At 70.5% G+C, this 13319-nt stretch carries 13 protein-coding genes and 1 riboswitch; of the genes, 5 read left to right on the top strand and 8 right to left on the bottom strand.

Features of this window, described 5'->3' with window-relative positions; translation table 11 throughout:
• Positions 1-63: 63 nt before the first annotated feature.
• From ACF09J_RS04060 to ACF09J_RS04045, 4 genes are all read right to left on the bottom strand, one after another.
• Positions 64-546, bottom strand: a complete 483-nt coding sequence (locus ACF09J_RS04060) for an NUDIX domain-containing protein (protein WP_392303801.1) — start codon at positions 544-546, stop codon at positions 64-66.
• Between the two features lie 78 nt (positions 547-624).
• Positions 625-1530: a LysR family transcriptional regulator gene (locus ACF09J_RS04055; protein WP_392303800.1), complete on the bottom strand. Its 906-nt coding sequence runs from the start codon at positions 1528-1530 to the stop codon at positions 625-627.
• Between the two features lie 302 nt (positions 1531-1832).
• A complete protein-coding gene (locus tag ACF09J_RS04050) occupies positions 1833-3023 on the bottom strand; it encodes a cystathionine gamma-lyase (protein WP_392303799.1) in 1191 nt (396 codons plus the stop codon).
• Between the two features lie 96 nt (positions 3024-3119).
• On the bottom strand, positions 3120-3497 hold the full coding sequence (locus tag ACF09J_RS04045) for a phage holin family protein (RefSeq protein WP_392303798.1): 378 nt from the start codon (positions 3495-3497) through the stop codon (positions 3120-3122).
• A gap of 48 nt (positions 3498-3545) precedes the next feature.
• Between ACF09J_RS04045 and ACF09J_RS04040 the strand changes: the two genes are divergently transcribed.
• From ACF09J_RS04040 to ACF09J_RS04025, 4 genes are all read left to right on the top strand, one after another.
• Entirely contained in the window at positions 3546-3863 is a 318-nt protein-coding gene (locus tag ACF09J_RS04040; protein ID WP_392303797.1) for a cupin domain-containing protein, read from the top strand.
• Between the two features lie 178 nt (positions 3864-4041).
• On the top strand, positions 4042-4254 hold the full coding sequence (locus ACF09J_RS04035) for a DUF5326 family protein (protein WP_392303796.1): 213 nt from the start codon (positions 4042-4044) through the stop codon (positions 4252-4254).
• A gap of 196 nt (positions 4255-4450) precedes the next feature.
• Entirely contained in the window at positions 4451-5350 is a 900-nt protein-coding gene (locus ACF09J_RS04030; protein ID WP_392303795.1) for an IclR family transcriptional regulator, read from the top strand.
• A gap of 95 nt (positions 5351-5445) precedes the next feature.
• Positions 5446-5883, top strand: a complete 438-nt coding sequence (locus ACF09J_RS04025; RefSeq protein ID WP_392303794.1) for an SsgA family sporulation/cell division regulator — start codon at positions 5446-5448, stop codon at positions 5881-5883.
• A 119-nt stretch (positions 5884-6002) separates the two neighbouring features.
• Here ACF09J_RS04025 and ACF09J_RS04020 read toward each other — a convergent pair whose 3' ends face one another.
• Positions 6003-7493: a YibE/F family protein gene (locus ACF09J_RS04020; RefSeq protein WP_392303793.1), complete on the bottom strand. Its 1491-nt coding sequence runs from the start codon at positions 7491-7493 to the stop codon at positions 6003-6005.
• Positions 7494-7564: 71 nt separating this feature from the next.
• A riboswitch (TPP riboswitch) is annotated at positions 7565-7742 on the top strand.
• Between ACF09J_RS04020 and thiC the strand changes: the two genes are divergently transcribed.
• Positions 7735-9549, top strand: a complete 1815-nt coding sequence (gene thiC, locus ACF09J_RS04015; protein WP_392303792.1) for a phosphomethylpyrimidine synthase ThiC — start codon at positions 7735-7737, stop codon at positions 9547-9549. It overlaps the preceding riboswitch by 8 nt.
• 121 nt (positions 9550-9670) lie before the next feature.
• On the opposite strand, the gene ACF09J_RS04010 is transcribed toward thiC, so the two are convergent.
• From ACF09J_RS04010 to ACF09J_RS04000, 3 genes are all read right to left on the bottom strand, one after another.
• The gene (locus ACF09J_RS04010) at positions 9671-10531 is read right to left on the bottom strand and encodes a hypothetical protein (protein ID WP_392303791.1); all 861 of its coding nucleotides are present in this window, start codon (positions 10529-10531) and stop codon (positions 9671-9673) included.
• Positions 10532-10713: 182 nt separating this feature from the next.
• Positions 10714-11811 carry a metallophosphoesterase gene (locus tag ACF09J_RS04005; protein ID WP_392303790.1) on the bottom strand — a complete coding sequence of 366 codons (1098 nt, stop codon included), beginning with the start codon at positions 11809-11811 and terminating at the stop codon, positions 10714-10716.
• A 252-nt stretch (positions 11812-12063) separates the two neighbouring features.
• Positions 12064-13176 (bottom strand): LacI family DNA-binding transcriptional regulator, encoded by a 1113-nt coding sequence (locus ACF09J_RS04000; RefSeq protein WP_392303789.1) that lies wholly within the window; start codon positions 13174-13176, stop codon positions 12064-12066.
• Positions 13177-13319: the final 143 nt, after the last annotated feature.

Below are 13319 nucleotides of genomic sequence, written 5' to 3'. Positions count from 1 at the left end.
TCGGCGTCCACCTGTTTGGGATCACACATACGTGCTTTTGGCCACGCGGGGCCGATCGGTGTCTCAGCCGAGGTCGGGAGCGTGCATGGCCCGCACGCCTTCGATGTTCCCGTCGAGGTAGTGGCGCAGCGACAGCGGGACCAGGTGGACGGAGGCGATGCCGACCCGGGTGAACGGCACACGCACGATCTCGTACTCCCCGGCGGGCTGGTCCACCTCGGGGCCATGCCGGTGGGCGGGGTTCATGGACTCCAGCCGGCAGACGAAGAAGTGCTGAACCTTCACACCGGTCGCGCCGCCGTCCTCGCCGATGTGCTCCACGGTGTCCACGAAGCAGGGCACCACATCGACGATCTTGGCGCCGAGTTCCTCGTGCACCTCGCGGTGCAGGGCGTCGACGACAGTCGCGTCTCCGGGCTCGACCCCGCCCCCGGGAGTGACCCAGTAGGGATCGACACCTGGCTTGGTGCGCTTGATCAGGATCAGGTCGTCACCGTCGAGGAGAACGGCGCGTGCGGTGCGCTTGACCACGGGTCGGACGGTCATGGGGGAAATGTGGCCCGGCTGGTTCCACGTGAAACATTGCACGCCGCCTCGGTCTCACTCCGCGCCCCTCTCTTTCGCTCAGTACCAGGCGGCCGCCGCCCGCAGCAGCCACTCATGGGCCCGCGCGATGTGCGGCAGCGCCAGCGTTCCGGCGCGGACCGCGAGGAAGTAGGTGCGCAGCGGCGGTACCGCCGGCTCATGCAGGGGCACGATCTCGCCCCGCCCCAGGGCGGCCGCGCACAGATACCGGGGCAGCACCGCGAGCCCCGCGCCCGCCACCACGCAGGCGAGGACCGCACGCAGATCGGGGACGATCACCGTGCCGGAGGCCGCGGGCCGGGTGTCGAAGACCGAGCCCCAGTAGCGGGAGGTGAAGGGGAGCGACTCGTGGACTTCGATCACGGGGATGGTCTCCAGGGCGGGCGCGACCGTGTGGCGCGGTGTCGCCGGGGCGATCCGCTCGGCCCAGCGCGGAGCGGCGACCAGGACGTGCTCCTCGTCGCACAGCGGAGCCGCCGTGAGCAGCCCGCCGCGCGGCCGGGCCGTGCTGATGGCCAGATCGTGATGTCCGGCGGACAGTCCGGCCAGGGCCTCCTCGGCGGTCCCGAAGGAGGTGCGCAGCGCGAAGCCCTGACCGTCGTCGCCGGTCAGCCCGGTCAGTGCGGGAAGGGCCCGTTCCGCGACGAACTCCGGCGGCCCGGCCAGATGCAGTGTGCGCAGGGAGGACTCTTCGTCCAGGCCGGTCTCGGTGATCTCCACGAGCGCGTCCAGGTGCGGCGCGGCCTTGTGTGCGAGCTCGTCGCCGATCGTCGTGGGCGTCACACCACGGGCCCTGCGCAGGAACAGGGGACGTCCCAACTGCCGTTCCAGCGTGCGGATCTGTGAGGTGACGGCCGGCTGGGAGAGGCCGAGGAGCGCCGCGGCGCGGGTGAAGGAGCCCGCGCGGTGCACGGTCACGAACGTGCGCAGCAACGCCAGATCCATGGCACGCCCACCCCTCTTGGTGCCCTGTCGCACACGACCCCCCGGCCCCGCCCAACTATAAATATGTCGATAGGTCTCTGTCGCTACCGTGATTGGACACTGACAGAGAGTCAACTAGCCTGGTTCGCGCGGTTCTTGCGCGCGGAACCGAAGGCGGTCCGAGCCACGAGGGGGGAGGCTCGGACCGCCTGCCGTACAAGGACGAAAACGGACGGGAACGGACGGGAACCGACGGCGAGTCAGGGATCCGCGGGGCGGTCCACCAGGGACCCACCGGGAAGCGGCTGCTGTCCGGGAAGCGGTCAGTGGGCCGACTCCGCCGACTCCTCCAGAGCCCGCAGCACATCCGCCACCAGGTCCTCGGCGTCCTCCGCGCCCACGGACATCCGGATGAAGCCCTCCGGCACCGCGTCGCCGCCCCAGCGTCCACGCCGCTCGGCGGTGGAGCGCACCCCGCCGAAGCTCGTCGCGGGGTCCACGAGCCGCAGCGCGTCGAGGAAACGCTCGGCACGCGCACGCGTGGGCAGCGTGAAGGACACCACGCACCCATAGCGCCGCATCTGCCGTGCGGCGGTCTTGTGCGAGGGGTCGTCGGGCAGCCCGGGGTATCGCAGCCCGGTCACCTCGGGGCGTCCGCGCAGCGCCTCGGCGAGAGCCAGGGCGGAGGCGTTCTGCCGGTCGACCCGGAGTTGCAGGGTGGCGATCGACCGGTGGGCGAGCCAGGCCTCCATCGGCCCCGGGATCGCGCCGACGATCTTGCGCCAGCGGCGTACGGCCGCCATGGCCTCGCCGCCACGGCCCACGACGTACCCCAGCAGGATGTCGCCGTGCCCGGTGAGCTGCTTGGTCCCGCTGGCCACGGAGAAGTCCGCGCCCAGGGCCAACGGCCGCTGCCCGAGCGGGGTCGCCAGCGTGTTGTCGACGGCGACCAGGGCGCCACGCGCGTGTGCCGCCTCGACCAGCCGCCGGATGTCGCACACGTCCAGGCCCGGGTTCGACGGGGACTCGATCCACAGCAGCCGTGCCCCGTCCAGCGCGTCGAGCTGGGCGTCCCCGCCGGTCGGTGCCGTACGCACCTCGATCCCGTACTCCTGAAGCTGCTCGCGCACCAGGGGCAGCGCCTGGTAGCCGTCGCTGGGCAGCACCACCGCGTCCCCGGCGCGCAGCTGGGAGAAGAGCACCGACGAGACGGCGGCCATGCCGGAGGCGAACACCAGCGTCTCGACGCCCTCCTGCCCGGGTGCCTCCAGCTCGCCGATGGCGCGCTCGAGCAGCGTCCAGGTCGGGTTCTCGTCGCGGCCGTAGGTGTAGGGGCCCGTGGGATCGCCCGGCAGATGGAAGTGGGCGGCGAACACCGGCCCCGGCAGCGTCGGTTCGTGCTTGACCGGTTCGGGCAGACCGGCCCGCACCGCACGTGTGCCGTCGCCCGCACCGGTGGGGAAACGGGGCTGCCCCCGCGTGCCGTTCGGGTCGTCCGCAGCGGAGTGGTTCATGCCGGCCTGCCTTCCTTCGCCTGCTGTCGTCCTGCGGTGGGCCGAGCGCGGCCCGCCGCCCACTTCTCTCTCGGGCTGCTTTCCCGGCCCCTCGGGTCAGTCCTCGTCCGGCAGGACCAGGTTCAGCGCCCAGGAGACGACCGAGACGATCAGGCCGCCCAGGACGGCCGTCCAGAAGCCCTCGACGTGGAAGCTCAGATGGAGCCTGCCGCACACCCACGACGTCAACAGCAGCATCAGCGCGTTGACCACCAAGGTGATCAGGCCCAGTGTCAGGATGAACAACGGGAAGGTCAGCACCTTCACCACCGGCTTGACCAGGAAGTTCACCAGGCCGAAGATCAGGGCGACGACGATCAGCGTGCCGGCCTTCTTGGCGGTGCTGTCCCCGGTAAGGGTGATCTTGTCGAGCACCCACACGGCGACCGCCAGGGCACCCGCGTTGGCGATCGTCTTGACTACGAAATTCTTCATGTGTCTGATCGTGGCAGACCAGATCGATTACGAGTACGGGCGAGGACGATGAAGGCATTCCGGCTGGACGAACTGGAGGCGGAACGAGCCGCCAACGAGGGCGCCTACCTTCAGTTCCTGCGCGAGCGGAACATGTCGGTCGGTCTGTACGCGCTCGACGCCGGCGGGCACGACCCGCAGAAGCCGCACAGCCAGGACGAGGTGTACTTCGTCGTGAGCGGCCGTGCCTCGATCACGGTCGGTCTGGAGACGACCGAGGTGGCCCGCGGCAGCGTCGTGTACGTACCGGCCGGAGTCGCCCACAAGTTCCACCACATCAGCGAGGATCTGCGGGTCCTCGTGGTGTTCTCTCCCCCGGAAGCCTGAGGCGGCGTCTCGGGGTTCCCTAGGGGACCGGTCAGGGCAGGACAAGGGATGCGAGGGCCCCGCGGGCGCCTTCTCGGCTCTAGCATCGAATGCAGAACACCGGCAGGGCCCGCACCGGGGAGTGCGGGCCGCCGACAGGACCCGGCCCCGCGCCGGCGGAGAGATGAGGACGAGGGCAATGCGAGAGATCTTCGCGGGTCTGCCGTGGTGGGTGAAGTGGATCGCGGTGCCCGTCATCGCTCTGGTCGTCTTCGGCGGCGTGATAGCGAGCGTGATCGGCTTCGTGGTCTGGCTGCTGTTCAAGGTGCTGATCTTCGTGGCCCTGGTCGGCGGGCTGATCTACATCGTGCGCAAGTTCCTGGCGGGTTCGTCCTCACGCAGCGACTGGTGAGTGGCAGGGGGCACCGGTGACCGGTAACGGGAATCGCCGGTTCCCTCGCGGGAGGGAAGTTTCCCGGACAAGCCGTCCGTGTGCGGTGACAGGCGGATAAGGTCCGGAGATCGACGCGGGGACCGGCCCCCGCGGGCGGCGCACACCCCCTTCGTGTTCCCGCACGGCTGCCCCCTCGCGCTACGGGAGTGACCCCTTGGCCACGGTTGACACCGCACCCGCAGAACGGCACGTGCCGCCCGTACCCCGGGAGCCGTCCCGCTCGACGGCCCTCCCGGCGCAGCCGCGTTCGTCGGCCCCCGTGGAACGGCCCGGGTCCACCGTCCCGGAGCAGCCGCAGCCCCAGCAGCCCCCGACCCTCATCGGGTCCGTGCAGCGCGCGATGCGCCTGCTGGAGACCGTCGCGCGGCACGAGCACGGAGCGCCCGCCAAACAGCTCGCCCGTGAGACGGGCCTGGCCCTGCCGACCGCCTACCACCTGCTGCGCACCCTCGTCCACGAGGGCTATCTGCGCCGTGACCGGGGCCTGTTCTTCCTCGGCGAGGCCGCTGAACGGCTGAGCAGCAGCGGCGCCGCGCAGAAACGTCGCTCCACGATCGTCGAGGCGCTCGCCCAGTGGCGGGATTCCATCGGTGCCCCGGTGTACTACGCGATGTACCGCGAGGGCGAGATCGAGCTCATGTGCGTCTCCGCCACGGCCGCCGCACCGGCGGTCGAGGAATGGGCCGGCTTCCGCGAGACCGGGCACGCGCACGCGATCGGCCAGTGCCTGCTGTCCCAGCTGGACGACAGGGACCGCCGTGACCATCTCGACCGCTACCCCGTGCAGTCCCTCACCCCGTACACGGTCCGTGACGGCCACTCGGTGCTGCGGCGCCTGGAACGGATCCGGCCGATGGAGCCGGTCACCGAGCGGCAGGAGTACGCGCTGGGGGCGGTCTGCGCGGCGATCCCCATCACGGTGGGCACCACGGCGGCCGCGATGGCCCTCTCACTGCCGGCCCATCAGGCGGATCGGCTGCTGCCCGCGGCGCGCCAGTTGCAACGCGAGGTCGGGCGGCGTCTGGGCTCTCTGGCGCTCTCTATCAGTATCTGAAAACTCACTCCTTGTGATCCGATGTGTACGTTCAGCAAGATGCACCAGTCACGGGATGGATTCCCGGCCAGTCGACGGCAAACACCGGGGTAACGATGCGCGAGTCCGTACAGGCAGAGGTCATGATGAGTTTTCTCGTGTCCGAGGAGCTCTCCTTCCGCATCCCGGTGGAGTTGCGGTACGAGACCTGCGATCCCTATGCCGTGCGGCTGACCTTCCATCTGCCCGGAGACGCCCCGGTGACCTGGGCGTTCGGGCGGGAGCTGCTGATCGACGGGGTGGCGACCCCGTGCGGGGACGGTGATGTGCGCATCTCACCGGCCGGCCGCGACTCGCTGAGCGAGGTCCTGATCCGGCTTCAGGTCGGCTGTGACCGGGCGTTGTTCCGCTCTTCGACGGCGCCCCTGGTGGCGTTCCTGGACCGCACGGACAAGCTGGTGCCCCTGGGGCAGGAGGGTGCGCTGGCCGACTTCGACGCCCACCTCGACGAAGCCCTGGACCGCATCCTGGCGGAGGAACAGAGCGCGGGCTGAGACCTTGCGGCAGGGGATTTGGGCGTAACGCTTCGCCTCGGCCTCAGGGGGTGCAGGAACGCTTCGCCGACCGCCCCGAGGGCGGACCGCCCGGAGGCCGACGGCCCCCGGCCCCGGCGTCAGCGCCTGCGGCGCCTGCCCCTCCCCCCGCGTGCCGGGGCGGGCAGGGCGGCCGGTGCCGCGGCCTCCAACCGCCCCGGACGGTCGGCCGAGACCACGAGTGCCGCCAGCGCCGTGGTGACCGGCACCGAGGCGACCAGGCCGATCGAACCCACCAGTGTGCGCACGATCTCCTCGGCGACGAGCTCACTGGTGGCGACGGTCGTCACACCGCTCTGCGCGATGGAGAACAGCAGCAGCAACGGGAGCGCGGCACCCGCGTACGCGAGGACGAGGGTGTTGACGACCGAGGCGATGTGGTCGCGTCCGATGCGGATGCCCGCGCGGTACAGCCCGCGCCAGCCCATCGCGGGGTTGGCCTCGTGCAGTTCCCAGACCGCCGAGGTCTGGGTCACCGTCACATCGTCCAGGACGCCGAGCGAGCCGATGATGACACCGGCGAGCAGCAGGCCGCTCATGTCTATCGACGGATACAGGCCGTGGATCAGGCCGGTGCTGTCGTCGGTGTTGCCGGTCAGCGCCGCCCATCCGATGAACAGCGAGCCCAGGAAACCGATCAGCATCAGCGAGATCAGTGTGCCGAGCACCGCGACCGAGGTACGGGCGGACAGGCCATGGCACATGTACAGCGCGATCAGCATGATGGCGCTGGCCCCCACCACCGCCACGACCAGCGGGTTCGAGCCCTGAAGGATCGCGGGCAGGATGAAGAGGTTCAGCACCAGGAAGCTGATGGCGAGCGCGACCAGCGCCATGACGCCCCGCATCCGCCCGACGACCACGACGGCGAGTGCGAAGACACCGGCCAGCAGCGCCATGGGGAAGCGCCGGTCGACGTCCGTGACCGAATACTGCAGGTCCGCGGGTGCCGAGGGCTCGTAGGCGACCACGACCTTCTCGCCCTGGTGCAGTTGCCGCGACTGGTCGGGCTGTACGACCTCGGTGAAGGTGCGGCCCTTGTCCTTGCCGGTGTCCACCCGGATCGTGGCCTTCTTGCAGGCCCCGGACTGCTGCTGCTGAGCGGAGGAACCCTCGGCGGTGGAGGTGTCGCCGGTCGGGGTGTCCCCGGAGGCGTTCACCGACCTGCAACTGACCGCGAGCACCTCCACGACGGTGGCCTGCTGGGTCTGCCGGTCGAAGCCCACGCCGGTGCGCTCGTGCGACGGGGCACCGCCCGGCCACAGCGCGGCGAGTCCGGCCACCACCAGGGCGGCGAACGGAATCAGGATCGCCGCGATCACCTTGCGGAGATGCTTCGACACCGGTGCGGCCGGCCCGTGGCTGTGACTGTGCCCGTGCCCGCCACCGCTGCCCGGGCCGTGCTCGTGGGCGTCCCCCGGGCCGTGCCCGCCGCCGTGCCCATGGTCGTCCCCCGGGCCGTGCCTGGCGCCGTGCCCGTGGCCGGTGCCGGTGGCTTCCTGGCCGTGCCGGAAGTCCTGTTCGCGTCGGGGTTCGGGCGGCGGATGGGGGAACTGCTCTGTCGTGGTCACCGCCCGATCATCGCAAGAACGGCACAGGCCCACTGTTCACCGCGCCACAAAGGACGCTAGCGTGGAGCCACCTTTGCACACGCGGGAGCTCGGAGCACCGGGCTGAGAGGGCGCTGACCTCCGTCTTCGCGATGTTTCACGTGGAACGTGCGATGTTTCACAGGAAACGCCGACAGACGGACACCGCTGCGTCGACCGCCGAACCTGTTACCGGGTAATGCCGGCGTAGGGAGTAGGTCTCATGACCAACAAGGACGTACGCACGCCTGCCTCCAAGGAGATCTCCAGCGACGCGGAGCAGATCGCATCCGCCGCTTCCGACGGGGAGGCCGGGAAGTCCATCGGCTGGCACAAGGGTTACGTGGAGGGCTCACGGCCCGATCTGCGGGTGCCGGTCCGTCAGGTGCACCTCACCAACGGGCAGTCGGTCACGCTGTACGACACCTCCGGCCCGTACACCGACCCGCTCGTCGGCACCGATGTCCGCAGGGGCCTGCCGCCGCTGCGGGAGAACTGGATCGTGGCCCGCGGCGACACCGAGGAGTACGCGGGCCGTCCGGTCCGCCCCGAGGACGACGGGATCAAGCACACCTCGCCACGCGGCGGTCTGCGCAACCTCGACGCGGTGTTCCCCGGACGGCCGCGTCAGCCGCGCCGCGGGCGCGGCGACCGAGCCGTGACACAGCTCGCGTACGCGCGCCGTGGGGAGATCACTCCGGAGATGGAGTTCGTGGCCATCCGGGAGAACGTCGCTCCCGAGACCGTCCGCGAGGAGATCGCGGCGGGCCGTGCGGTACTGCCCGCCAACGTCAACCACCCGGAGATCGAGCCGATGATCATCGGCAAGCGGTTCCTGGTGAAGGTCAACGCCAACATCGGCAACTCCGCGGTGACCTCCTCCATCGAGGAGGAGGTGGAGAAGATGACCTGGGCGACCCGCTGGGGCGCCGACACGGTCATGGACCTCTCCACCGGCCGCAACATCCACACCACCCGGGAGTGGGTGCTGCGCAACTCCCCCGTCCCCATCGGCACGGTCCCCCTCTACCAGGCCCTGGAGAAGGTGGACGGCAGGGCCGAGGAACTGACCTGGGAGATCTACAAGGACACCGTCATCGAGCAGGCCGAACAGGGCGTGGACTACATGACCGTCCACGCCGGGGTGCGCCTCGCCTACGTGCCGCTCACCGCGAACCGCAAGACCGGCATCGTCTCGCGCGGCGGCTCGATCATGGCCGCCTGGTGCCTGGCGCACCACAAGGAGTCGTTCCTCTACGAGAACTTCGAGGAGCTCTGCGAGATCCTCGCCGCATACGACGTCACGTACTCGTTGGGAGACGGGCTTCGGCCCGGTTCGATCGCGGACGCCAATGACGAGGCCCAGTTCGCGGAACTGCGCACGCTCGGGGAACTCGGGCGGATCGCCAGGCGTTTGAACGTACAGACCATGATCGAGGGCCCGGGCCATGTCCCGATGCACAAGATCAAGGAGAACATCGACCTTCAGCAGGAGATCTGCGATGAGGCTCCGTTCTATACGCTCGGCCCGCTGACGACGGACGTCGCACCGGCGTACGACCACATCACCTCCGGCATCGGCGCGGCCATGATCGCCTGGTGGGGCACGGCGATGCTCTGCTACGTCACGCCCAAGGAGCACCTGGGCCTGCCCAACCGCGACGACGTCAAGACCGGCGTCATCACCTACAAGATCGCCGCCCATGCGGCCGACCTCGCCAAGGGGCACCCGGGCGCGCAGGAGTGGGACGACGCCCTGTCCGACGCCCGCTTCGAGTTCCGGTGGGAGGACCAGTTCAACCTCTCCCTCGACCCGGACACGGCACGGGAGTTCCACGACGAGACCCTCCCGGCGGAACCCGCCAAGACGGCCCACTTCTGCTCGATGTGCGGCCCGAAGTTCTGCTCGATGAAGATCTCGCAGGACATCCGTCGTGAACACGGCGCCGGCCGGGACGAGATCGCGGAGGGGATGGCTCAGAAGTCGAAGGAGTTCGCGGAGGCGGGGAACAGGGTGTACCTGCCCATCGCGGACTGAGGGAGCGACTGGGCAGCTCTCCCTCGGGCCCCGGCCCGCAGTGCGGGACGGGGTGGTGGGACGCGCTCCGGGCGTCGGTGGGCGGCGGGAGCGCGGCCTCCGGCGATGACGCCGATGGTGGTCACTCCGGCTGGTTTTCCGGGCCTCCGAAGTCCGGGCTGGTGAAGTCGGGGCTGGAGAAGCGCGGGCGGCGGGTCGGGGCCCCGTCGTCCGGGCTGCTGAAACCTGGCCGGTCGTAGCCAAGTTGAGGCATGCGGCCGGTCGGTGCGGCCGGCCCCGCGTACCCCGGTGCGGGGGAGCGGGAGTCGGCGACCGCGTCGCGCAGGAACGGCAGGATGCCCCGTTCGAGCAGAGCCTCCTGCCAGGCGTCCCTCGCCTGGGCGACCTCTTCGCCGAGTTCGGCGTAGGCGCCGCTGTCGAGCGAGGGGCGGTTGCGCAGCGCGGTGAGCAGCAGCCCGGCGGCGGCGGCGAGGATCGCGGCCGCGGTCAGGGCGCCGAACACCCAGCCCGCCGTGATCATGGACTGGGCGAACGCCTGGGCCGGGTCCAGCATCCTCAGGATGTAGCCGACGAGCAGGAAGAGGGCCGCGGCGGTTCCGGCGAGGACGGGGGCGAGCACCGCGACGACGGCGCCCGCGCCCGCGCCGTGGGTCTCGGCGGTCTCGCCCATGGTGGCCGCGAGCCGGACCGGCGCGCCCGGCTCGGCGGAGCCGGCCTCGGTGAGGGAGGGCGGGACGGCCGGCGCCGGCCGGCGCAGTTCCTCGCGGATCTTGACGTAGTGGTGGTACTCGGTCGCCGCGGCCGCCGTTATGACCGCGGTGGCGCTCAGCGCCATGGTGCGCAGTTGTTCCGAGTTGAGCCGCTGCCCGGCAGCGGCCAGTTCCGGGTCGTGTGGGGCGGAGCGCAGCGCCTCATCGAGGATCCGCTCGTATTCCTGGCGGTCCTCGCTCAGCAGGTGCTGCGGAACGCTGTTCATGTGCATCCCCCGATGCTCCGTAGGGCTTGGGGCTCGCATGGCGGCGAGCCGTCGGGCAGAAACGGAGGGGAGCCTGCTACGGATAAGCCGATGGTAGAGCCGTGACGGCGCGCGGTGACAGGGGGTTTCCACAAATTGGGTGGCGACCTGCGCGGTCGTCTCCGCTGGGCGGGCTGCCCGGTGAACGGTCAGGCGTCGAGGGGCAGTTGCTGGACCAGCAGTTTTCCGGCCATGGTCACGCCGCCGTCCATGGCGATGGCGAGTCCGTCGGCGTAGACGTGCGGTCCCTCCACGACCGGACCCGCGGACTCCTCGCCCTCCTCGGAGCCGACTTGGCCCAGCAGATAGGGAATGGGGCTGTGGCCGTGAACGATACGGGTACCGCCGTACGTATCGAGCAGGGAGCGTACGGCGTCGGCGCCGCCCTCGTCCCGGAAGGAGAAGCGCTTGGTGAACTTGCGGAACAGTTCCCAGACTTCGTTCACGTCGTTGCGCGTGAGCGTCTCGCGGACGGTGTCGTTGACCTCTTCGATCGAGGCACCGTAGTCGAGGTAGGAGGTGGTGTCCGAGTGCACGAGCAGGTAGCTGTCGACCGCCTCGATGGCGTCGAGCCGGGCCATCCACTGCAGGTGGTGGTCCTGGAGGCGGTCCATGTCGGACTTCTGGCCGCCGTTGAGCAGCCAGGCCGCCTGGAAGGTCGCGGTGCCCGCGCCGGAGTTGACGGGGGTGTCGCCGAACCGCCTGGCGCCGAGCAGCAGCAGCTCGTGGTTGCCCATGAGGGCCTTGCAGTAGCCGCCGGCCGCGGCCGCCTCCGCGGACAGCCGCATCACGAGGTCGATGACGCCGATGCCGTCCGGGCCGCGGTCGGTGAAGTCGCCGAGGAACCACAGCCGCGCGGTGCCCGCGCACCACTGGCCGGCGGAGTCGACGAGCCCCTTGGCCTGGAGCGCGCCGACGAGCTGGTCCAGATAGCCGTGCACGTCACCGACGACGTAGAGCGGCCCCGGGACGGCGGCGGACTGCCGGGGCTGCGCGGCGGCCGGGTCGGCCGCGGCCTGAAGCGTGTCACCGCGCTTGATGACCGGCAGATCGCGCTCGGTGGGCGTGTACGCGGCCGAGTAGCCCTTCTTGGGCGCCGCGGGCGCCTCCCCGGCCGACCGGACCGTTTCGGCGGGATGCGTGCCGTGGTCGTACGGGCCGGTCTCGTTCACGTACGCGGGAACCCGGAAGTCGCGCAGCGTAGCCGCCCGCTCCACGTCGGGTCCCTGACCGGCCCCCTGAGTCATCGACCCCTCCACCATCGCGCCGCCTCTGCACCGCTTCGGACTGCCTGGTCGCAGCGGCCCGCGGTGTCGTGGGCCCATCATAGGAACGCGGATCGCGCCATGTGATGACCCAGGGGTGGTGAATCGGCACTGGACTCCGGTTCACCGTGGCTTTCGCCCCGATTGGGCAGTCTTCGGCGACCCCGCGGCCACCCGTGTCCCGGGCGGCCGCGGGGTCACTCGTGTCCTGCGCGGCCGGTGGCCGCACGTGTCCTAACGGTCCTCCGACACGCGGGGCGGGCTGACGGTCCTGCGCTGGGTGCGCCGCTGGGACGAGGTGCGCACGATCAGCTCGGTCGGTATGACCTGCTCGACCGGCCGGTCCGACTCGACCCCTTCGATGGCGTCGATGAGGAGCTGGACGACCGCTGTGCCGATCCGGCGCGGCTTAAGGGAGAGCGTGGTGATGGGCGGCTCGGTGCTGGCGTACACCGTGGACTCGCTGCAGCACACCAGCAGCAGGTCGTCGGGGACGCGCAGGCCGTAGCGGCGGGCGGCGGCGAGCAGATCGGTGCCGTTGGGGTCGAACAGTCCGTAGACGGCGTCGGGCCGGTCGGGGCGGGCCAGCAGCCGGTCGGCGGCGACGGCGCCCGCGCACGGGTCGTGGGCGGGGTAGGCCTCGTACACCGGGTCCTGGCCGACGCGCTTGCACCACTGGAGGTAGGCGGTCGTCGACAGGTGGGTGTAGGTGTCCGTCGTGGTGCCGGTCAGCAGACCGATGCGGCGGGCGCCGGCCTCGGCGAGGTGGTCGAGGATGCCGAGGACGGCGGCTTCGTGGTCGTTGTCGACCCAGGCGGTGACCGGGAGCGCGCCGGCCGGGCGGCCGTCGCTGACCACCGGTAAGCCCTGCCGCACCAGTTCGCTGACGACGGGGTCCTGGTCGGAGGGGTCGATGACGACCGTGCCGTCCAGGGCGACGTTCGACCACACGTCGTGGCGCGAGGTCGCGGGCAGGATGACGAGGGCGTATCCGCGGGCGAGCGCGGCCGAGGTGGCGGCGCGGGCCATCTCGGCGAAGTACGCGAACTCGGTGAAGGTGAAAGGTTCATCCCCGTACGTGGTCACGGTCAGACCGATGAGGCCCGACTTGCCGGTACGGAGCGTGCGGGCCGCGGCCGAGGGGCGGTACCCCAGCCGGTCGGCGACCTCGCGGACATGGCGCCGGGTGGCGTCCGGGAGCCGTCCCTTGCCGTTGAGGGCGTCGGAGACGGTCGTGATGGAGACTCCGGCGGCGGCGGCCACGTCTCTGATGCCCGCCCGGCCCGGCCGGCTGCCTCGGCGTGAGGTTTCCGCGCGGCTCACCTGGTGCTTCCCTGCTGCTGTCATGGCGAGCCGATAGTAGGGCTCTTGCGGTGGGGTAGTGCGGACGCATATGCACGCGTTGACAGGCACGTTTCTGCATGGTCGTTGGGGGTCAAGTGCCTTTGAAACCATGTCAGTTACCCGGCATCAGGTTAGGACGTGACGTG

It is taken from the genome of Streptomyces sp. NPDC014889 (genome assembly GCF_043081205.1).
Classification (GTDB): Bacteria; Actinomycetota; Actinomycetes; order Streptomycetales; family Streptomycetaceae; genus Streptomyces.
Note: the sequence above shows the minus strand (reverse complement) of the source record. Positions and strands in the feature narration are given on the sequence as shown.